The 20,100-nt window shown below is 52.0% G+C and carries 20 protein-coding genes and 1 pseudogene; 10 read left to right on the plus strand and 11 right to left on the minus strand.

The window, feature by feature from the left end; genetic code table 11:
- Window positions 1–75 precede the first annotated feature (75 nt).
- Window positions 76–216 (plus strand): hypothetical protein, encoded by a 141-nt coding sequence (locus OGY19_RS15030; RefSeq protein ID WP_086523654.1) that lies wholly within the window; start codon window positions 76–78, stop codon window positions 214–216.
- A 46-nt stretch (window positions 217–262) separates the two neighbouring features.
- Here OGY19_RS15030 and OGY19_RS15035 read toward each other — a convergent pair whose 3' ends face one another.
- Together OGY19_RS15035 and OGY19_RS15040 are read right to left on the minus strand one after the other, a co-directional pair.
- The gene (locus OGY19_RS15035; protein ID WP_101741680.1) at window positions 263–1,156 is read right to left on the minus strand and encodes a LysR family transcriptional regulator; all 894 of its coding nucleotides are present in this window, start codon (window positions 1,154–1,156) and stop codon (window positions 263–265) included.
- Between the two features lie 117 nt (window positions 1,157–1,273).
- Window positions 1,274–1,453: a hypothetical protein gene (locus OGY19_RS15040; RefSeq protein WP_071887336.1), complete on the minus strand. Its 180-nt coding sequence runs from the start codon at window positions 1,451–1,453 to the stop codon at window positions 1,274–1,276.
- Window positions 1,454–1,701: 248 nt separating this feature from the next.
- On the opposite strand from OGY19_RS15040, the gene OGY19_RS15045 reads away from it, so the two are divergent.
- From OGY19_RS15045 to OGY19_RS15060, 4 genes are read left to right on the plus strand one after another with little or no spacing between them, the layout of a single operon-like run.
- Complete coding sequence (locus OGY19_RS15045) at window positions 1,702–2,535, plus strand: ABC transporter substrate-binding protein (protein ID WP_115602109.1); 834 nt, start codon at window positions 1,702–1,704, stop codon at window positions 2,533–2,535.
- A 1-nt stretch (window position 2,536) separates the two neighbouring features.
- Window positions 2,537–3,355 carry an amino acid ABC transporter ATP-binding protein gene (locus OGY19_RS15050; protein WP_115602110.1) on the plus strand — a complete coding sequence of 273 codons (819 nt, stop codon included), beginning with the start codon at window positions 2,537–2,539 and terminating at the stop codon, window positions 3,353–3,355.
- The gene (locus tag OGY19_RS15055; RefSeq protein ID WP_040233756.1) at window positions 3,355–4,140 is read left to right on the plus strand and encodes an amino acid ABC transporter permease; all 786 of its coding nucleotides are present in this window, start codon (window positions 3,355–3,357) and stop codon (window positions 4,138–4,140) included. Before OGY19_RS15050 ends, OGY19_RS15055 begins: the two co-directional genes overlap by 1 nt.
- Window positions 4,130–4,807, plus strand: a complete 678-nt coding sequence (locus tag OGY19_RS15060) for an ABC transporter permease subunit (protein WP_101741682.1) — start codon at window positions 4,130–4,132, stop codon at window positions 4,805–4,807. The genes OGY19_RS15055 and OGY19_RS15060 overlap by 11 nt, the downstream gene beginning before the upstream one ends.
- A gap of 9 nt (window positions 4,808–4,816) precedes the next feature.
- On the opposite strand, the gene ydhT is transcribed toward OGY19_RS15060, so the two are convergent.
- The 9 genes from ydhT to ttrS all read right to left on the minus strand — a co-directional run bounded on the left by ydhT (window position 4,817) and on the right by ttrS (window position 13,768).
- Window positions 4,817–5,629, minus strand: a complete 813-nt coding sequence (gene ydhT / locus OGY19_RS15065; RefSeq protein ID WP_061067814.1) for a protein YdhT — start codon at window positions 5,627–5,629, stop codon at window positions 4,817–4,819.
- A gap of 3 nt (window positions 5,630–5,632) precedes the next feature.
- The gene (gene phsC, locus OGY19_RS15070) at window positions 5,633–6,418 is read right to left on the minus strand and encodes a thiosulfate reductase cytochrome B subunit (protein ID WP_061067813.1); all 786 of its coding nucleotides are present in this window, start codon (window positions 6,416–6,418) and stop codon (window positions 5,633–5,635) included.
- Window positions 6,415–7,083, minus strand: coding sequence for a 4Fe-4S dicluster domain-containing protein (locus OGY19_RS15075; RefSeq protein WP_048211825.1), 669 nt, complete (start codon window positions 7,081–7,083; stop codon window positions 6,415–6,417). Before OGY19_RS15075 ends, phsC begins: the two co-directional genes overlap by 4 nt.
- 64 nt (window positions 7,084–7,147) lie before the next feature.
- Complete coding sequence (locus OGY19_RS15080; RefSeq protein ID WP_115602111.1) at window positions 7,148–7,816, minus strand: YdhW family putative oxidoreductase system protein; 669 nt, start codon at window positions 7,814–7,816, stop codon at window positions 7,148–7,150.
- Between the two features lie 9 nt (window positions 7,817–7,825).
- Window positions 7,826–9,928, minus strand: a complete 2,103-nt coding sequence (locus tag OGY19_RS15085) for an aldehyde ferredoxin oxidoreductase (protein ID WP_048211827.1) — start codon at window positions 9,926–9,928, stop codon at window positions 7,826–7,828.
- A 120-nt stretch (window positions 9,929–10,048) separates the two neighbouring features.
- Complete coding sequence (locus OGY19_RS15090) at window positions 10,049–10,675, minus strand: ferredoxin-like protein (protein ID WP_048211828.1); 627 nt, start codon at window positions 10,673–10,675, stop codon at window positions 10,049–10,051.
- Window positions 10,676–11,173: 498 nt separating this feature from the next.
- Entirely contained in the window at window positions 11,174–11,383 is a 210-nt protein-coding gene (gene fumD, locus OGY19_RS15095) for a fumarate hydratase FumD (protein WP_040233753.1), read from the minus strand.
- Window positions 11,384–11,475: 92 nt separating this feature from the next.
- Complete coding sequence (gene ttrR, locus OGY19_RS15100; RefSeq protein WP_061067811.1) at window positions 11,476–12,060, minus strand: tetrathionate respiration response regulator TtrR; 585 nt, start codon at window positions 12,058–12,060, stop codon at window positions 11,476–11,478.
- Window positions 12,035–13,768, minus strand: a complete 1,734-nt coding sequence (ttrS, locus tag OGY19_RS15105) for a tetrathionate respiration histidine kinase TtrS (protein ID WP_115602415.1) — start codon at window positions 13,766–13,768, stop codon at window positions 12,035–12,037. Before ttrS ends, ttrR begins: the two co-directional genes overlap by 26 nt.
- A gap of 227 nt (window positions 13,769–13,995) precedes the next feature.
- On the opposite strand from ttrS, the gene ttrB reads away from it, so the two are divergent.
- From ttrB to OGY19_RS15130, 5 genes and pseudogenes are all read left to right on the plus strand, one after another.
- Window positions 13,996–14,730, plus strand: coding sequence for a tetrathionate reductase subunit TtrB (gene ttrB, locus OGY19_RS15110; protein WP_005122827.1), 735 nt, complete (start codon window positions 13,996–13,998; stop codon window positions 14,728–14,730).
- Window positions 14,731–15,756, plus strand: a complete 1,026-nt coding sequence (gene ttrC, locus OGY19_RS15115) for a tetrathionate reductase subunit TtrC (RefSeq protein WP_115602112.1) — start codon at window positions 14,731–14,733, stop codon at window positions 15,754–15,756. It begins immediately after the preceding gene.
- Window positions 15,749–18,820: a tetrathionate reductase subunit TtrA gene (ttrA, locus tag OGY19_RS15120; RefSeq protein ID WP_115602113.1), complete on the plus strand. Its 3,072-nt coding sequence runs from the start codon at window positions 15,749–15,751 to the stop codon at window positions 18,818–18,820. The genes ttrC and ttrA overlap by 8 nt, the downstream gene beginning before the upstream one ends.
- A 305-nt stretch (window positions 18,821–19,125) precedes the next feature.
- A complete protein-coding gene (locus OGY19_RS15125; RefSeq protein ID WP_286596747.1) occupies window positions 19,126–19,566 on the plus strand; it encodes a hypothetical protein in 441 nt (146 codons plus the stop codon).
- A gap of 40 nt (window positions 19,567–19,606) precedes the next feature.
- Window positions 19,607–20,100, plus strand: a pseudogene (locus OGY19_RS15130) (IS5-like element IS5B family transposase); the annotation flags it as partial.

The following is a 20,100-nucleotide window of genomic DNA, read 5'->3' on the forward strand; positions in this document are numbered from 1 at the left end:
AATAATCGCTGCTGTTCAGCAACATTTTTGCAATATAATGGAATGATGTTAAACGCTGAACCTGGCAGGTGAATGATGGAAATTGATCTCGATAATCTGGTCTTTGATGGGCTGGAAGAAGCGCAAGAGCGTAATGCTGAACGTCTGGAAGATGCGGACAAAAAAGCGCAGGAAATGATTGCTGATAACGACTGCGGCGATGCCTGCAAAATCTAATTTCTGAACCGGCTCAATGCCGGTTTTTTTATAGTCAGCCTGCGCTTCACGCCGTATAACGCAACGCCTCAATCAGCTGTGCAAAGGCTGCGGTATGTTGTCTACGGCTGGGATAGTACAGGTAATAACCGGGAAAAGGTTCACACCAGTCTTCCAGCACTTTTTCCAGCGCTCCCTCTGCTACCGCCTGCTCGACGGTGTCTTCCGGTACAAATGCCAGGCCCATGCCCGAAATCGCCGCACTGATACGCGGTGGAAGATTGTTAAAAATAAGCTGCCCTTCTACCCGCACGCGGAGATCCTGCTCATTTTTGGTAAACTCCCAGGCATACAGCCCGCCCAGGGTCGGCATGCGCATATTGATACAGTTATGATTCTGTAAATCATGCGGGGTTTGCGGTTTGCCATGGCGGGCAAAATAGGCGGGGGATCCCACCACAACCATGCGCCAGTCGGGACCGATCCTGACAGCAACCATATCTTTGGCCACCTGCTCGCCGAGCCTGATACCGGCATCATAGCGTCCCGTCACGATATCCGTCAGGCTGTTGTCGATGGTCATTTCCACATTTACATCAGGATACGCCTGCAAAAACGGCTGTAGTGCAGGCCAGACGGTCGATTGCAACGCATGTTCCCCGAGCGTCAGACGGATATTCCCCGCCACGCGCTGGCGAATATCGGTTAATGCCAGTAGCTCCGACTCAATGTCATCGAAACGCGGACTGATACTGTTGATAAGCCGTTCTCCGGCTTCGGTTGGCGCGACGCTTCGCGTGGTACGGGTCAGCAATCTGACATCCAGTCGCTCTTCAAGCCCGCGAATGGCATGGCTTAATGCTGACTGCGAGACCCCTAACTTCGCTGCGGCGCGGGTAAAACTGCGTTCACGGGCAACGACAATGAGATAATAGAGATCGTTAAAATTATCACGCAGCATGCTTGTTCCCAATCCAGACCTGTTTCGATGTATGTTACAGATCAGAATTGAGATTCAGTAGTATTTCTGCTCATTTTGCACACTTCATTCCAGTACATTTCGCGCGTCAGGCGAAGTTCAGCGTGTTGTTTTATCACGGAACCACTCCGGATCAATGTTGGCGATATCCACCCCATACAGGCTGGCGGCAGGAAGAACAGACTCCACAACACGCTGAAGATTTCGTTCCGCACTATGTTGTGGAGTCTGTGGATGTCGATTCTTTATACGCAACCAAAGATATTTAACCCCGTTCATCTTCTCCGCCTCCGCTGTCTGTTGGGCTCAACTTATTCCAGCGCAGAATGCGTAAAAAATGAAATGCGAATTTTTGCCAACGTTGTGCGCTATTTTGCATTTCAGTTTTTCATTATTTTCACCCGCAATTAACACCCTTTTCACTAATACCATTTTGTATATAGATAAGAATTTTTTCTTATTTGGTCACCGCCGCAAGTTATGGGAGCGTAAAAAGCACAAACCAAAACAACAGGGATTCAAAGAAAATGATGGCAACGACGATTCACAGCACAAAAAAAACATGGCTGGCACTCAGTGTCCTGCTGGCGTCAGGCATTGCCACGTCATACGCTCAGGCCGATCAACTGGCCGATATCAAAGCCGCAGGCGTGGTAAAAATCGCCACCTTTGACGCCAATCCACCGTTCGGCTCTATTGATGCAAAAACACATAAAATTGTCGGCTACGACGTTGATTTCGCTGAAGCGCTTGCTAAATCACTTGGCGTTAAACTGGAACTGGTCGCCACCAATCCGGCTAACCGTATACCGTTATTGCAGTCCGGTAAGGCCGATTTAATCGTAGCGGATATCACGATTACACCTGAGCGTGCACAGGTTATCGATTTTTCCGCCCCTTACTTCGTTACCGGACAGCAATTCCTCGTTCCGGCAAAATCGCCGGATAAGCTTGATGACTACAGTAAGGCCCGTATCGGTGCGGTGAAAGGGACGACAGGTGAGCAGGCGTTGCATCAGCGTTTTCCACAATCACGTGTGCTGGCCTATGACGATATTCCGCTGGCATTAACCGCACTGCGTAATGGTAATGTCCAGGCGATCACCCAGGACAGCACCATTCTGGCAGGGTTGTTAGGCGGTGCGCCGGATAAAGCAGATTTCAAAATTTTGCCCGACCTGTTGAGCAAAGAAGAAATTGGTGTGGGTGTGAAAAAAGGTGAACCTGCGCTGTTGAAGGCCGTGAACGACGAGCTATTAAAGCTCGAGTCAACCGGGCAGGCAGCCAAAATTTATGATGTCTGGTTTGGTCCGCAAACCAAAAATCCACAGCCCCGCGCCTTCAAAATAGAAGCGAAGTAATATGCTCTCAGGCCTTTTTAATCGTCCCGCAGCTTCGGCTGCGGATTTTACGCATCTGCGCCAGGCGCGTGTTGAACTGCGTAATGTCATAAAACACTATGACAATCATACCGTGCTTAACGGCGTCAGCCTGTCGGTTGAACCGGGCGAAGTCGTCACCATTCTCGGGCCTTCTGGCTCAGGAAAGTCGACGCTTATTCGCCTGATAAACCAACTGGAGTCACTGAGCGGCGGCGATATCTTTATTGATGACAAACCAATCGGTCAGCTGCGCGGCCCCACATTGCGTCAGCTTCGCAGCCGGATTGGTTTCGTGTTCCAGCAATTCAATCTCTACACCCACCTGACGGCACAGCAGAACATCACGTTGGCGCTGGAATATGTTCACGGTTGGAAAAAAACGGATGCTGAGCAACGGGCACTTGAACTGCTGGAACAGGTAGGATTAGCTGAGAAAGCCGATGCGTATGCCGCCCAACTTTCCGGCGGGCAGCAACAACGTGTTGCTATCGCCCGCGCGCTGGCCTCCTCGCCGCAAATCATCCTGTTTGATGAACCCACCTCCGCGCTGGATCCAGAAATGATTGGCGAAGTGTTGCAGGTCATGAAGCGTCTGGCTCATAGCGGTATTACCATGATTGTCGTGACCCATGAAATGCATTTCGCCAGGGAGATTGCCGATCGTGTGGTGTTTATTGATGGCGGCGATATTCTCGAAGTCGCACCTCCTGAGGCGTTTTTCACTCGCCCTCAGCACCCCAGGACCCAACGTTTTCTGAAAAAAGTGCTCGACCCGTTACACCAGGAGTCATCGTTATAATGCATGCAATGGACTGGCAGGGGGTGCTGAGCGGGCAACCTCTGCAATGGATAATCTCCGGTTTTCTGACCACACTTTGGGTCACGCTAGCCGGCGTGGTACTCGCCACGGTGTTTGCCATCTTTCTGCTCAGCCTGCGCCTGACAGGACAGCGCTTTGCGACCACCATGGTCAGCGTGTGGGTCTCTGTTTTTCGCAATACTCCTTTACTCGTCCAACTGATGTTCTGGTACTTCGCTGCATGGAATCTCCTTCCTCGCGACGTGATTACCTTCATTAATGCGGAACACTCCTGGTCCATTCTGCCGGGGGATGTCTGGTGGTTAACGCCGGAGTTTCTCTGCTCCGCATGGGGACTGGGTGTCTTTACCTCGGCCTTTCTGGTCGAAGAGGTCGCCTCCGGTTTACAGGCTGTTTCTGGCGGGCAGCGCGAGGCAGCCATAGCACAGGGGTTTTCGTCATGGGCGACGTTTCGTCACATCCTGCTCCCTCAGGGGCTGGCAAATGCCTGGCAGCCGATCGTGGGGCAATATCTTAATCTGATGAAGCTGTCTTCATTGGCCAGCGGCATTGGCTTTGCAGAACTGACATACCAGGTACGGCAAATTGAAAGCTATAACGCCCATGCGTTGGAAGCCTTTGCCGTCGGCACGGCACTCTACCTGCTGACCGGCATTGTACTGGGGATGTTGTTAACCCGTCTTGGTCCTGTGTCTGCAGCAGGTAAACCGTTGGCGCGTAAAACACGCATATTCCGTTTCAGGAGCCTACTGCATGATCGCTAATATTTCGGTTATTACCGACAATCTGGACTACCTCCTGTGGGGGCGGGTCACAGAGGGGCAACCGGGGGGCGTTCTGCTCACGCTGTTGATGGCGATTGGCGCAGCGGCACTGGCGCTTCCCGCTGGGATCGCACTCGCCTGCTGTGCCTGGCGTTTTCCTGGGGCGATACGTAAGGGGCTGTTTATCTGGGCAGAGTTTATTCGTGGTATTCCGTTAATCTTCGTGATTTTCTGGATGTGGTATCTGTTGCCCATGCTCACAGGCAGTGATTTACCGGGAGCCATAACCGTTACGCTGGCATTGGCCTGGTTTACCGCCGCCTCGGTGATGCATTCTGTGTACGCGGGTATCACTGCGCTGCCAGGCGGTCAGTATGATGCGGCCATCGTTCAGGGGTTTCGTCCGCTCCAGGCGCTCGGGTTAATTCTGTTGCCACAGGTTCTGCGCAACGTACTGCCCTCGCTAACGGGGATTTTTATCGGGCTACTCAAGGACACGTCGCTGGCATTTATCGTCAATGTGCCTGAACTCACGACGGTTGCGGGTCAGGTTAACAACCGGGTACAAATTTACCCGGCGGCCATTTTTGTCTTTACCGGACTGGTCTATTACCTGCTGTGCTTTAGCCTGGAGAAGATCACTCAGCGTCGGTTCGCGTTGAAATAGCAACACGGCTCAACATGCCACAAATTGATGGTCTTCGTTGAGCCGATACTTCACCCCTGCGCGAATGTTATTTTCACCCTCAATAGCCACCGCAAAGCGCATTCTCTTACCGTCGTGATAGGCAAGAGCCGCGCATCCGCCGGGGCCGAGAATTATTGAATCGACCACGCCAGTACTGGCAATAACAGTGTTTTCTCCGTTGGCCATGATCTGCACGTTGTCCGCGCAGTTGGCGATTTTCGACTCTGCGCCAAAACTGGCTATCTGGGTTAAATCACCGCTGCTGGCGATACGACTTCTGTCACCCAGCGAACTGATGCGCACCCGCATACCCGTGCTGGCCATTCGTGTACCGCCTCCCACACTACTGACTCGTGTGGAGTTTCCCGCGATGGCAATACGGCCACGCTCACCGGAGCTGGCAACATGAGCGTTATAACCCACGCAGCCAATACGTGCGCTGTAACCTGCACTGGCAATCTGCGCGGCGTACCCGGCGCTGACGATTTTAATGTTATCGCCCGCGCTACCGAGACTGTCGCCATCAGCCGCGCTCGCCAATTGTTTACCGTTGTCGTCTGCCGTCTGCGGACAGACAACACGGCCCATCGCACAGATATCCTGCTGGACAAAATTCTCTTCATCCTGCCATCTTGACCAGCCGTATTCCACGAGGCTATCTGCCCAGTCACTATACCCTTCCTGCTGGAGTGCACGGTGCACCTCCGCATAGCTGCCTCCTTCAGGAAACGCACGCAGAAACCAGCGATACATCACGGGCCCGACGCGCCAGGCCCGTAAGTCACCACGCGTAATCATCATCTCTTAATGCCGGTGATAGCCATCCACCATGCACTTAAAGGTTTCGCCCGGTGTGCGTCCTGTGGTGCAGAGATAAAGATGTCCAAAAATGAAAAACACGCTCACGACAGCCAGCGCAAAGTGCGCCTGCAGCAACCAGTAACGTACGCCAGGGAACAGATCGCCCACAGCCTGTGGGTACAGGGATAGCAACCCGGAGATCAGCAGTAGCGGCAGCAAACCGTACATCACGCCGACATACGCCGCCTGCTGTAACGGATTGAATTTCGAACGCGTTGATGCCGGGAATGGATGCGCTTCGCCCTGCATAATGCCAAACAGGTAAAATCGCGTCTGCCTCTGCGCCCGGCCGATCCAGCCCTGACGCTGAATAATATAGTGATGCCCGTTCCCCCCAATCAGGTTAATCAGGACAAAACCAATCCAGCAGGCAAGCAGCAAAAAGCCACAGACCTCATGCACAGTCAGCAGGCTTTTCATCACTGGGGCACTGACCGCAGTGAAATGATTTAGCAGGCCGCTGGCCAGCAGCAACAGAAATAATAGCGCATTCGACCAGTGCCACAAACGGACAGCTTTCGAGTATAAATAGACCTTCTCTCCGTGTCCTGCAGACGCTTTATTCGCTGAACGAAAGCGCAACATTGCGTGGAGTGCCAGCACCAGCCACATCCCCACCAGCATTAACCCGGCGAAAACCAACCAGACAGGCCAGTAATCCGGCGAAAACATTGGGACGTACTGCGCAAGCTGTGCGTGAAACTGTTCGGCATTCTGCGACGCGTTCATACATTATCCTTTTTAATCAAATGTTGACCGAACCGACGATACAGATGGGGCTTCCCGGCGCCTGCAAGTTGATATTCGTAGTACTTGTTTTCCCGCAACCAGGTCTGAATTTCCGGGCTGTCCTCACGGCCAAAAATCAACGCGTGTTCTGGACAAGAATTGACGCAAATTGGCGGGAAACCTTTCGCCAGACGTGATTCGGCGCAGAAGTCGCATTTATCCGCCACTTTGGTTTGTGGGTTGAGATAGCGTACCTGATACGGACATGCGCCAATGCAGTAACTGCAGCCGATACAACGAGAGGTATCGACTCGCACAATCCCGTTTTCATCTCGCCAGGAAGCACCGGTCGGACACACCTCAATGCAGGGGGCATCGTCACAATGCTGACAGGACTGACGAAAATAGTGATACAGCGTTTCGTTATCGTTATCCGTTACCGGGATATGGGCTATTGATAAACGACTCCCCTGAACAGGAACATGATTCGTTTTCCTGCACGCTCGGGCGCAAATATTACATCCGTTGCACAATGATTCGTCGTGGATCATGACATAACGAACGTTTTTAGTACTCTTCGTACTCGCTAACAGGTTTTGGCCTGGGCCGGTGAAAAAAATCACCGTCCCCATGCCAATGACAAATTTTCGTCGGGTGAAGGACATCGGGTTATCCTCTAATGCTGTGACAGTGATCGTCCACACGTTCCATGACATCAACCTGAAAAATTCAGGGGTTCTGATACTGCTCAACCTCAAGCCATTCGCACAGGCCATACGCTTTGCCGTAACTCATAAAGCGCTCGCTAAACAGATAAGGTTCCGCATTCGACGATTCCACAGCACGTATGTCTGCATAATCAGGATGCGTTTCCATTGCCGTGAGCGCCGCCGTAACCTGCTCAGGTGCAAAGTGGTATGGCGGCTGCGCCAGCATGGCGACCTTATAGGGGCGAGGATACGTTTGGCAGTCAAAACGTACCGCTTCTGCAATGGCACGGCAGATATCATTTTCCACCACCTGCACACACATCTCGGCGTAGTTTGCCGTCATGGTTTGCGTCGAGTAGAAGTAGGTATCCTCTGAGCCCTGGATACAGAGAATATCTGCGTCGGATGCGTGCTGACACATCGCGTCCAGCAGCATAGCCAGGTCACTTTCAGGAACCGAATAAGGTGGCAGCAGAAACACGCTGCGTGCCACCAGTTGACCTGAAGCAGAATGCTGGCGGATAAAATCCGCCACTATCGACTCCGGACTGGTGGGTTCCTGAATTAATGACGAACTCTGGTGTGCGACAGGCTGGTGTAACGCGTGCAGCCACTGTCTCTTTTGGCTATCCACGTCATCACCATGCACATCCTCTGCAGCGGCCAGGTCGTTACTCACGTACGTCATCTGCGTTCCTTACGCCGGCAACAGATTGTGTGCAGCCAGGTCGGCTGCCACATCCTCAAGGCCGAGGCGGTGAAGGGTGTCGCGAGTTGGGCAGCCCAACGCCGGGTCCCAGCCCATTTCCTGATAGAACATCGTAAGCGACTGACGCATATCTTCCCGGTCCATCTTGTCGGTCCCTTCGGTAAAGACTGGGATCTTCGGATCTTTATCAAACACCCAGGAGCAGATCAGGTCGTGCTCATTACGCATATCCATGGTTTGCATCAACTTGACTGTATAAGCACGGTGCAGGGTAAAAATGCGCTCCGCGGCCAAATCCAGACTCGCCTGAGTTGTTTCATCCCCCGTTACGGCCTGGAAGAATTTCGCTTCCAGATCGAGGTCTCCACGATAGTTTCGACTCTTCAGTGGTGAAACCGTCATTGGCCAGACCCAGTTACACAGCGTAACCGCATTGTGCAGACAGACTTTCAGCAGCGTCCATTTGGCGTATTTGATTTTGGCGGCATTAATCGGGGTATAGTTTTTGGTTTCATCGTAGGCATCCTGTGAACCAAACAGTTCGCCCGCTACTTCACGCTGTAGCGCCAGCGGTAAACCGGAGCCGATAAAGTTGATATGGGTATGCGTCATACAGTCGCGGTTGAACATACAGTTGGTGATCGCCCCCACCTGCGCCGAGGCTTCGTTCGCATGGTGAACAGGGAAACCAAACGGCGACCATAGTTTGTTCTTCGCGTAACCCCAGTACTCTTCGCCCAGATTCCAGCGTTCTGCAATCGCGTAGGAACCATCTGCCAGGTGGCTGAGTTCACCCACGCGATGCGCCAGTCGATAGTAGAAATCTTTGATAAAGTTCGGATCGCCTGCTTCCAGTTGATCCCAACGGATCTCTGCATACTCTGCCGCAGGTAACACTCGCTTAAAGACGCCTTTGGAGTAGCAGTAAGTAAAGTCACGGTGCAACTGCCCGTAGTTACACCAGATGCCATAATCGTCAAACAGGTTCAGGCCAACCAGGTTTCCTACGACGCGCCCATCGTCTTTATCGTCGAAATCTTTCGGCCCATTCGGGAAAATAGTGGTGTGTACAAAGTTCGCCACGCAGGTATTCCCGCCGGTACTTGGCACACCAAAATCTTTCACACGGGGAACATTGAGTTGCGACATACAGCGAATTGGACATGAATGGCAGCCACTCATTTTGACGGTATACTTCTCAGCGGCCGGGCCGAGATCAAACACGGATTTATGGGTACGAAAACCGACCGTATTCTGGTTTCCCGGTGGAATTTCCCCCGTTTCGATTGGCCCTCCTTCCGCAGCGCCCCAGAACAACCCTTTGCGAGCCGTCCAGCGCGAATTAGGTGAAGAGTATTCAGCCCAGGCCTGCGGCGTGCTCGGCACAACATGGTTGTTGTTGGCGCCGATTAGCTCGGTCATCATGTAGTCATTAAGCCGCTTCATCTCTTTGCGATCGGCAATATTGACCCCCTGGGTCCCTTCTACCGCAATGGCCTTCAGGTTTTTCGACCCCATGACTGCGCCAGTGCCGGCTCCGCCGCTGTGGTTACGGCTATTAATCATGCAGGAAAGCGGAACAAGGTTTTCACCCGCCTGACCAATAGCTGCAACGCACGTTTCCGGGCTGGTGATACGGCAAATTTCTTCAGTGGTTGCGCGCGTACCCTTACCCCATATGAAGTCCGCTTTTTCGATGCTGACCTTATCGTCTTTGATGTTGATCCAGACCGGAGAAGGTGATTTCCCTTCGATAATAATGGCGTCGTAACCCGCGAATTTCATTTGTGCGGCAAAGAAACCGCCCATATGGGCATCGACCACTAAATTGCCTTTGGTAAATGTCGATAATGAGGTGATATTAACGCGAGAACTGCAGGGCGCGCCCGAACCGGTTAGCGGCCCGGTCGCGAAAACCAGCTTATTTCCTTCATCAAAAGGTTTGGTGCCTGGCTGGACTTCGTCGTACATAATTTTATAGCCAAAGCCCATCCCACCGACAAATTTCTTAAATTTACTGGAATCTTCAACGGTGATATTACCCGTGGTGAGATTGACCCGTAAAATATTACCTGTCCAACCATTAGCCATCATGTTTTCCTTTGCAAGAAGGTCCGATAGATATACTCGCCACCTTTCAGGCAGTTCTTTTATTCAAAAACTGCAATTTTCCGGCATTAAATGACGCGTATCAGGCAGCCCTGCTATCCATCAAACAGTAATATCTTTCCACTCAATAATTTTTAATGCCCCTGTCGGACAAGCATTAGCGCATTCCCCGCATAAAACACATTTTGAGGATTTCTTCGTTACGGTATTAACGGTCGCCATCATCCATGGGCAGGCCGTGGTACAGGCACTGCAGCCAATACAGCGTTTATGATCTACGGCAATGCAACCGTCTTCCTGTTTCCAGGTAATTGCGCCAATCGGGCAAACTTTCATGCACTGGGGATCTTTACACTGACGGCAGGTGTCTGCGGTGTAGTTTAAATCGCCGTACAACCCGCCACCGGACCCAACACCATCATCGCCAAAGAAATAGTTACGATGAATTTTGATGCGGGAAAAGAAGGTGCCAACAGCGCCATCGTTATAATTAGTACAGGAAATTTCACAGCGGTGGCAGCCAGTACAGCGGGCTCGTTGAGTCACCAGCACCCCTTTCGGCGTATTGATAAGTCCGACTGTGCCGCTATCGATATCTTCCTGCTTGCAACCAAAAAGGGATAGCAGAGCGGGGGCAATCGTTAATCCTGCCAGACCCTTCCCTGATATACGCAGAAATTCAAGCCGCGTTAAACCACAATCTAAAAATGGACGATCAACCTGGTTCATTTATTTCGCATCCTCTTCGCAAACGCTGTAGTAGCAACAGATCCAGGCTAATTTTAATGAATGCAGATCAGGTCAAATCGGCCATAAATGTTGCCAACAACACGTGAATTTTTGCCCTAACCTGATCGCACAGATGACGGTGGTTAAACTGAATCAATCCATACCCTAAACTCGGGTATAATCCTTTAGGGTTAGGCAGATAAATAATGTGGTTATTCTCCCCCTGTAACCTTGATCGTTATCAATTAAAAATCGGAAGGAAAATAATTAATGTGGAGTGATATTTATTATCATTAAGCGAGATTGAAATAATATTTCATATGCATGAAAATATTTGGGAGTGCAATCACAAATATTGTGTTATATACCATTCGATATATAATTAAATATATAGCGCAATGCGTAATTTTAGTGACCGAACTAAATTATATTTATTGGAAGATAACGAAGAATAAAATAAGAGGACGGCAGAATAATTCTACCGCCCTCTTTTATGGATTAACCGGCCAACGCTTTAATCACCGTCTCCATGGCCTGTTTTTCTAACTCACTGCGCTTCACACGCTGATTGGCGAGGGTTGTTCTCAGTACGCCAGCAATGACGATATGCTTAGGCTCTTGCCCCAGATCGCGCATTTCCAGCACTACTTTACCGACTACTCTGCACATCTCGCGGTACAGCTCGTCGTCTTTGGTTTGATTTCCCATATTCACCCGCTCGTCATTAACTCAAACCCACAGCATATATCACTCTGGCAAATTAGACAAAATCCAATGAAAATCAAATAAATATCAAAATTTTACTGGATCCGCTGAAGTCGATTTACCAGCTCGGCGAGGCTTCCGGCCCGCATTTTTTCCATCACCCGCGCCCGATGCACTTCAACCGTGCGAACGGCAATATTCATGGCATCGGCGATTTCCCGATTTATCAACCCCTTTGCAACCAGATTCGCCAGTTCTCGCTCCTTCGGGGTAAGTTGCTGATAGCAAGCAACGATTTCCTGTCGCGAAAAAGCCGCTACCGAGGCCTGCACAGCATTTTCCAGCGCAGCCTGTAGCGGCGCGGCTGAAACCGGCTTCTGTAAGAAATCGACGGCTCCGCGCTTCATTTGTTCAACCGCCATGGGCACATCACCATGCCCGGTAAGAAATACCACCGCCAGGGTGCTCTCGCGCTGACGCATTGCTTCATGCACGGCATGTCCATCCAGTACCGGCATGCGCATATCCAGCAGTAATACGCCGACCTGATGCAGATCGGCCTGAGCCAAAAATGTTTCACCCTGCTCCCAGCAGCGTACCTCATACCCCATACTTTCCAGTAAAAATGCACAGGCCTGAGTAACCGCTACATCGTCATCCAACAGATGAATTATTGCCACGACGCCCTCCTTCCTGTGTTTGCTTAAAATGTAATGTCACCGCTACGCCCGCCAGACCGTCAGACGCTGGGTGATTTTTGATGCTAATGTCGCCATTTGCATAGCGAACCAGTCGCTGACAAATGGCCAGCCCGAGTCCCATCCCTTCCTTACGGGTGGTCATAAAGGGCTGGAATGCCTGATATAACTGCGCATCGTCGATCCCTCCGGCGTTATCCTGCACCAGGATACGCACACCATGCTCCTCACTGCACGCTGAGAACCACACCGTTTTTGCCCCCGCCTGGGCCGCGTTTAGTACCAGATTAGCCAGAACCTGCTCCAGCAAAACGGTCGGCAGTGTAACCGTGAGCGAATTATCGACCTGCGTTTGTAACGCTACCGTCGGGAATTGCTGTGCCATGCGTAATAACTGCCAGACATGATGGATCGCATCATGAATGTTAATGGGCTCCCAGTCGTCAGTCATCACCGGATTTCCCTGCGCCTGACTGACCCACTGACGTAAATTGCGTAGCGTATCGGCGCCCCGCTGCGCCTGCACGTCAATCTGTTCAAGGGCGGGTAACAGCGGATGCTGCTGATCCTGGCCGCGCAGACGAATCAGACAGCCCTGTGCATAGTGGCGGATAGCTGAAAGCGGCTGGTTAAGTTCATGAGCGAATCCGGACGTCATCTCGCCCAGCACGCTCATTTGACGCGCGGTTTCCAGCGCCTGTTCCTGTTTACGCAACAGCACATTATTACGCTCAAGCAGTCTTCCACGTCGGCGGACCAGCAGCATGACCCAGATGTAATTGAGCGTCAGCAACAACAGGACAATACCCGCCGCCCCCATGGCCAGACGATGTTGAATAAACCAGCTTTTGACATCCAGCCACAATTGGCGCTGCTGTGGGTGCTGGCGGACATCGCGCAGCAAAGCTTCTACTTCGCGGGTTGAGGCCGGCGCGCCCCAACGAAAGACAGCGTTTTGTGGCGCGTTAAACAGTACCCGCGTGACACGATCGGCCATTTCATCACTGACCGCGGGCAAGGCAGCAAACGACCAGTCAGGATAGAGCGGCGTGCTGGTTACGCAAGGAATTGACGTTGGATAGCTAATCACGGCCCTAAAGTCCGCTTTGCGGATTAGCCCTTCTTCATCCATTTTTTCCAGCAGACACACGGGCACAATCACCGCCTGAACCGCTTTTTCACGTAATAAATACAGCAAGGCATCGGCAGGAAAGCCGGTAAACGTCAGATGTAAATCACGTTCAGGGCGCAATCCCGCATCGCTGAGCGCTTTGTATCCCAGCAAATAACCGCCAAATGCCTGAGCATCAATGGCACCTACCGTTTTACCAATCAGATCATGTGCATTCACAATCCCACTGTCGCGCCTGACGAGGACCGCACTGCCAATCACGTTGCTGGTTGCCTTTCCGCCACGAGTGGAGCGTAATGATGCCAGCCAGCGAAGCGCTGCATGGCTGTTTAACTGCACGAATTGCGCCGGATTGGTGACCACAAACTGGACGGTTCCACGGTTAACCGCCTCCTGCATCTGCTGCAGATCCAGCGGTTGAATATGAAACTGTTCACCCGGAATTTGCTGATTTAACAGGGTTTCCAGCGGTTGCCAGTGGGCACGTGTAGAGACCTCGCCACGCATCGCCAAAACACCCACATTCCACGAACCTGCCCACGCCACGCTGCCGAGCATCCACACGGAGGCCAATAGCGTCAGACATCGAACGACGTTACATCCCACTGAATTATCCCTGTCAATTATGTTGTTTTAGATCAACAACAAGCCGGGTATGTGGTTAACCACAATAGAGCTGCCCCCGCCACGATTTTTACACTGTAAATCATTGAGATTCTTTATTCATCACACGCAAATCAACGGCGTGACCAATGTTTCGTTGTTGCATCGTGACGGGAGAAAATATGGACAGCAGTAAACGGCAGTTTCTCCAGCAACTGGGCGTCCTGACCGCTGGCGCATCACTGGTTCCCCTCGCACAGGCCCAGTTTCCCTTTTCGCCTGAACGGCATGAAGGATCGCCCCAGCATCGCTACGGCATGCTGGTCGATCTGCGTCGATGTATCGGCTGCCAGGCCTGCACCGTGAGTTGCGCGATTGAAAACCAGACGCCGCAAGGTGAGTTTCGTACCAACGTTAATCAGTATCAGGTGCAACTTGAAGGCCAGCAAAGCGTCACCAACGTCCTGCTGCCGCGCCTGTGCAACCATTGTGATAACCCCCCTTGCGTGCCGGTGTGTCCGGTGCAGGCCACCTTCCAGCGCGAAGATGGCATTGTGGTTGTCGACAACACACGCTGTGTTGGCTGCGCCTACTGTGTGCAGGCCTGCCCATACGATGCACGGTTTATCAACCATGAAACGCAAACCGCCGATAAATGCACTTTTTGCGTTCATCGACTGGAAGCGGGCCTGCTCCCGGCCTGCGTAGAGTCGTGTGTTGGCGGCGCGCGCATCATCGGTGATATCAAGGATCCACACAGCCGGATTTCTCAAATGCTGCAACAACATCATGACGCCATCAAGGTCCTGAAACCGGAAAGTGGCACCTCGCCGCACGTGTTCTATCTGGGCCTGGATGAGGCCTTTGTGACACCATTAATGGGGCGTGCCCAGCCCGCGCTCTGGCAGGAGGTTTAAATGAACCCTACCTTGATTATCGAAGAGGTTCTGACGCATCCACAGGACGTAAGCTGGTTACCCTGGGCTGTGCAATATTTCTTTTTTATCGGCATTGCCGCCTGCGCCGCACTGTTTGCCTGCGTGATCCACTGGCGCAAACAAGAGACGCCGGAACTGGAAAACCTGACGCTGTTAATCGCCCTGACCTGCGCGATTACCGCGCCGCTGGCGCTGACCGCTGATTTACACCAGACCGCTCGTGTCTGGCATTTCTACGCCTTTCCGACGCCATGGTCGTGGATGCCGTGGGGCGCGCTGTTTTTACCGCTATTCACCGGGTTTTTAGGGCTGTGGTTTATCGCACAACAGGTTAAGCGATTAACCGCAAAAAGTTACAGCGTCACTAAATGGTTGGCCGTGGGAAGTGCGCTATCGGCGATTGGACTGTTGGTCTATACAGGTCGCGAGGTCTCGATTGTCGAGGCGCGTCCGATCTGGTTCAGCTACGCCTTCCCGGTAGCGATGTTCCTCAGTGCCCTGCAAACGTTCCTTGCCCTGCTTATCGCCACGGTGAAAAACGCAGGGACAACATTACCGCGCAAACTGGCATGGGGACAGATAGCCACGCTGTGCGCGCTGGCTATCGTGGTGGTGATATGGGCTAGTGGCAACACGCTATCGGGGTCAGCAATTCGCCAGTGGCTGGATGTGGCGGCTTCCGCGCGACATTACGCCATCGGCTGGATTGCACTTTGGGTTACCTCACTGGGCGTTTGCGCCCAGGTGTTACGCCATCCGTTATCACTGCCATTACGTATTTCGCTGGCAATAAGTGCAATGGCATTGTGCTGGCTAATGCGCTGGACATTACTCATTCAGGTACAGACCGTACCGAAATTTAACGCCCAGTTTAATCCCTATATCCTGCCCGGTGGCACAGATGGCTGGCTGGCTATTCTTGGCACTTTTGGCCTGTGGGTCGCACTGATCATTATGGTTCGTGAAGCCCTGAACGCGATCGCAAGGAGAATGCAACATGGCTAATTTAACTCGTCGTCAGTGGCTTAAAGTTGGTCTAGCCGTCGGGGGCATGGTGACCTTCGGCCTGAGTTATCGGGACGTGGCAAAGCGTGCGATTGATGGTTTGCTTGACGGAACATCAGGAAAAATAACCCGTGACCGTATCTTTGGTAATGCACTCATCCCCGAAGCACATGCCCAAACGCGCTGGCAACAGAACCCGCAACAGGTGATCTCCATGACGCAGTGTTTCGGCTGCTGGACGCAATGTGGCGTGCGTGTCCGTGTTGATAACGAACAAGGCAAAGTGTTGCGTATTGCGGGCAACCCGTACCATCCGCTATCTCACGAACACCACATTGACTCCTCTGTTCCCTTTGCCGCCGCGATGGAACAACTGGCGGGCGAAACCGGCCTTGATGCCCGCTCCACCGCTTGCGCTCGCGGTGCAACGTTACTTGAAGGCCTGTACAGCCCACTGCGTATTCTGGAGCCAATGAAACGCATGGGTAAACGTGGGGAAGGCAAATGGCAGCGCATCAGCTTTGAGCAACTGATCAAAGAAGTGGTGGAAGGCGGCGATCTGTTTGGCGAAGGCCACGTTGACGGTCTGCGGGCGATCCACGATCCCGATACGCCGATTGATGCCCGACACCCCGGTTTCGGCCCAAAATCCAATCAGCTACTGGTCACCAATACCAGTGATGAAGGACGTGATACATTTTTGCGTCGCTTTGCCCTGAACAGTTTCGGCAGCAAAAACTTCGGTGCCCATGGCGCATACTGTGGTCTGGCCTATCGTGCCGGATCTGGCGCGTTGATGGGCGATCTGGATAAAAATACCCACGTAAAACCCGACTGGGATAATGTCGAATTTGCGTTGTTTATGGGGACGTCTCCAGCACAATCCGGCAACCCGTTTAAACGCCAGGCACGGCAACTCGCCAGTGCCCGTTTACGTGATGACTTCCGCTATGTTGTGGTTGCACCAGCCCTACCGCTAACGACAGTGCTTGCCGACGATCGTGGGCACTGGCAGCCCGTACGCCCAGGGACGGACTCCGCTCTGGCGATGGGGATGATCCGCTGGATAATTGAAAAGCAGCGCTATAACGCTGATTACCTGGCTATTCCAGACGTACAGGCCATGAAGCAGGCCGGGGAAAAAAGCTGGACCAACGCCACCCATCTGGTCATTACCGATGAAATTCCAACGCTCGCCGGTCAGCATTTAACGCTGGCGCATTTACGCGCAGACGCCGCCAACGAACCAACAGTCATTAACGAAGCCGGTGAGATCGTCGCCGCCAGCAGTTGCCAACGTGCCCAACTGTTTATCTCCCGTGAAGTCACGCTGGCCGGGGGGCAAACGGTCACGGTAAAAAGTGGCTTCCAGTGTCTGAAAGAATCCGCTGAGAAACTGTCAATGGCGCAATACAGCCAGCAGTGTGGTGTTTCTGAGGCAGACATTGGCGCGCTGGCCGATGCTTTCACCCGTCACGGACGAAAAGCAGCAGTGATCACGCACGGTGGGATGATGGCGGGTAACGGTTTTTATAATGCCTGGTCGGTAATGATGCTCAATGCGTTGATCGGGAACCTGAGCCTCGAAGGCGGCGTGTTCGTCGGCGGCGGTAAGTTCAACGGCGCAACTGACGGCCCGCGCTACAATATGGACAGTTTTGCCGGGAAGGTGAAACCTAAAGGTCTGAGCATCGCCCGCAGCAAGACAGCCTATGAGTCTTCCGAAGAGTACCGCAACAAAGTCGCCGCCGGGCAATCGCCCTTCCCGGCCAAAGCGCCCTGGTATCCGTTTGTCGCAGGCCAGCTTACCGAATTGCTGGTTTCAGCACTGGAAGGATATCCGTATCCGCTAAAGGCCTGGATCTCCAACATGACCAACCCGTTTTATGGGATTGCGGGCTTACGCGGTGTGGCAGAAGAAAAGCTAAAAGATCCTGCACGTTTGCCGCTGTTTATCGCGATTGATGCGTTCATGAACGAAACAACCGCGCTGGCGGATTACATCGTACCGGACACGCATAACTTTGAAAGCTGGGGATTCAGCGCCCCATGGGCCGGTGTCGCCAGTAAAGCCACCACCGCCCGCTGGCCCGTGGTCAGGCCCGCTACCCGCCAGACCGCTGACGGTCAACCAGTCTCAATGGAGGCTTTCTGCATCGCGGTGGCAAAACGCATTGGTCTCCCCGGCTTTGGTGACAATGCCATTGCCGACCCGCAGGGCAATCAGTATCCGCTCAACCGCGCCGAAGATTATTATCTGCGGCTGGCCGCCAACATTGCTTTTATGGGCAAAACGCCTGTGGCGGAGGCACGGGAAGAGGATATCGCGCTGACCGGGGTGCAACGAATCTTGCCGGTGATGACCCAAACGTTAAAAACCGATGAGGTGAGTCGCGTGGCGTTTATCTATTCGCGCGGTGGCCGTTTTGCGCCAGATAACAGTGGTCGGGTCGATAACCGCGTCGGCAATGCGTGGGAAAAACCGCTGCAAATATGGAATGCGGATGTCGCTGCACACCGTCATGCGATTACCGGCGAGCGCTACAGCGGCTGTCCGGCGTGGTATCCTTCGCGCCTCTCTGATGGACGTGCGGTTGAGGAGTTGTTCCCGGAACAAGAGTGGCCGTTGAAACTGATTTCCTTTAAATCGAATACCATGTCCAGCGCCACAGCGGTGATCCCGCGCCTGCATCATCTGAAGCCGGTTAATCTGGTGGCGCTTAACCCGCAGGACGGCAAGCGCTATGGTTTATCTCACGGCGATACCGTTCGCATCACCACGCCGGGCGGGCAGGTTGAAGCGCAAATCAGCTTACTGCAGGGCGTGATGCCTGGGGTAATCGCAATTGAGCATGGCTATGGACATAAAGAGATGGGCGCTGCGCAGCATACGCTCGACGGTGAGCCGATGCCATTTGATAAAAAGATAAAGTCGGGAATCAATATCAACGATCTGGGCTTTGCGGATCCGACACGAAAGGTTGCCAACACCTGGCTGGATTGGGTTTCAGGAGCCGCTGTGCGTCAGGGGTTGCCAGCGAGAATTGAGCGTATAAATCGTTAATCATGTTAATAAAAGCATCGGAAAAAAATTATAACGCATTCATAAATAAAATTTAATTAAATTAATTATTGAAAGCCTGAATTATTCAAAAAAAGATTCAGGCTTTTTTATGTTTTATGCTACAGGAATCACATAATTGATATAAAAATTAGTTTTTCATTGTTCTTTTAACCGATGAGTAAGTTTCTGAAATGTATTTCTATCAAAGCAATAGAGAAGTTTGTCAGTACATAAGCGAGCATGAATTATGGGTTTTAGGTCGGATCACTGGAATACATAATAAGACTACACATAAGAATGAAAAGATGTTAGAGCCGTTATGGCGAAAATACGATAAGAATATTGAAGGCATTTCTATATTTTATTCAAAAATGGACGCGGCATTTTATTCAACATATTTAGCACAGAGGTTTAATGAAAAATGGGATGTATATCCATTAGATGATTTCAATATTAAAGAAATGATGATGAATAATCAGCAGATTAAAAAAACCGACGATTATTATTTGTTATTACATGCCGGATTGTGGGCTAATAAAGAGCATGAAATTATTAGTTCAAATTATCATTTAGCTCAAGTAACAATCCCAGCCAAATATAACCCTGGAATTATAACTGAGGATAGCGAACATCCAATATTACAAATTCCTCAAAAGATAACAGATGAGTTTTGTAAAATATGGAGAAAAAGATTTCCTGATTTCATAAATCATACTAAGGAAGGTGCGAACAAGTCCCTGATATGAGATCATGTTTGTCATCTGGAGCCATGGAACAGGGTTCATCATGAGTCATCAACTTACCTTCGCCGACAGTGAATTCAGCAGTAAGCGCCGTCAGACCAGAAAAGAGATTTTCTTGTCCCGCATGGAGCAGATTCTGCCATGGCAAAACATGGTGGAAGTCATCGAGCCGTTTTACCCCAAGGCTGGTAATGGCCGGCGACCTTATCCGCTGGAAACCATGCTACGCATTCACTGCATGCAGCATTGGTACAACCTGAGCGATGGCGCGATGGAAGATGCTCTGTACGAAATCGCCTCCATGCGTCTGTTTGCCCGGTTATCCCTGGATAGCGCCTTGCCGGACCGCACCACCATCATGAATTTCCGCCACCTGCTGGAGCAGCATCAACTGGCCCGCCAATTGTTCAAGACCATCAATCGCTGGCTGGCCGAAGCAGGCGTCATGATGACTCAAGGCACCTTGGTCGATGCCACCATCATTGAGGCACCCAGCTCGACCAAGAACAAAGAGCAGCAACGCGATCCGGAGATGCA

The sequence above is a fragment of the Citrobacter sp. Cy070 genome (genome assembly GCF_030332245.1).
Taxonomy (GTDB): Bacteria; Pseudomonadota; Gammaproteobacteria; order Enterobacterales; family Enterobacteriaceae; genus Citrobacter; species Citrobacter youngae.

Excerpts from the sequence above, each read along its gene's own strand:
- OGY19_RS15030 (WP_086523654.1), top strand. The coding sequence starts at position 76 with ATGGAAATTGATCTCGATAATCTGGTCTTTGATGGGCTGGAAGAAGCG.
- OGY19_RS15035 (WP_101741680.1), bottom strand. The coding sequence starts at position 1,156 with ATGCTGCGTGATAATTTTAACGATCTCTATTATCTCATTGTCGTTGCC.
- OGY19_RS15040 (WP_071887336.1), bottom strand. The coding sequence starts at position 1,453 with ATGAACGGGGTTAAATATCTTTGGTTGCGTATAAAGAATCGACATCCA.
- OGY19_RS15045 (WP_115602109.1), top strand. The coding sequence starts at position 1,702 with ATGATGGCAACGACGATTCACAGCACAAAAAAAACATGGCTGGCACTC.
- OGY19_RS15050 (WP_115602110.1), top strand. The coding sequence starts at position 2,537 with ATGCTCTCAGGCCTTTTTAATCGTCCCGCAGCTTCGGCTGCGGATTTT.
- OGY19_RS15055 (WP_040233756.1), top strand. The coding sequence starts at position 3,355 with ATGCATGCAATGGACTGGCAGGGGGTGCTGAGCGGGCAACCTCTGCAA.
- OGY19_RS15060 (WP_101741682.1), top strand. The coding sequence starts at position 4,130 with ATGATCGCTAATATTTCGGTTATTACCGACAATCTGGACTACCTCCTG.
- ydhT (WP_061067814.1), bottom strand. The coding sequence starts at position 5,629 with ATGATGATTACGCGTGGTGACTTACGGGCCTGGCGCGTCGGGCCCGTG.
- phsC (WP_061067813.1), bottom strand. The coding sequence starts at position 6,418 with ATGAACGCGTCGCAGAATGCCGAACAGTTTCACGCACAGCTTGCGCAG.
- OGY19_RS15075 (WP_048211825.1), bottom strand. The coding sequence starts at position 7,083 with ATGTCCTTCACCCGACGAAAATTTGTCATTGGCATGGGGACGGTGATT.
- OGY19_RS15080 (WP_115602111.1), bottom strand. The coding sequence starts at position 7,816 with ATGACGTACGTGAGTAACGACCTGGCCGCTGCAGAGGATGTGCATGGT.
- OGY19_RS15085 (WP_048211827.1), bottom strand. The coding sequence starts at position 9,928 with ATGGCTAATGGTTGGACAGGTAATATTTTACGGGTCAATCTCACCACG.
- OGY19_RS15090 (WP_048211828.1), bottom strand. The coding sequence starts at position 10,675 with ATGAACCAGGTTGATCGTCCATTTTTAGATTGTGGTTTAACGCGGCTT.
- fumD (WP_040233753.1), bottom strand. The coding sequence starts at position 11,383 with ATGGGAAATCAAACCAAAGACGACGAGCTGTACCGCGAGATGTGCAGA.
- ttrS (WP_115602415.1), bottom strand. The coding sequence starts at position 13,768 with ATGCTCGGCAGCGTGGCGTGGGCAGGTTCGTGGAATGTGGGTGTTTTG.
- ttrB (WP_005122827.1), top strand. The coding sequence starts at position 13,996 with ATGGACAGCAGTAAACGGCAGTTTCTCCAGCAACTGGGCGTCCTGACC.
- ttrC (WP_115602112.1), top strand. The coding sequence starts at position 14,731 with ATGAACCCTACCTTGATTATCGAAGAGGTTCTGACGCATCCACAGGAC.
- ttrA (WP_115602113.1), top strand. The coding sequence starts at position 15,749 with ATGGCTAATTTAACTCGTCGTCAGTGGCTTAAAGTTGGTCTAGCCGTC.
- OGY19_RS15125 (WP_286596747.1), top strand. The coding sequence starts at position 19,126 with ATGTTAGAGCCGTTATGGCGAAAATACGATAAGAATATTGAAGGCATT.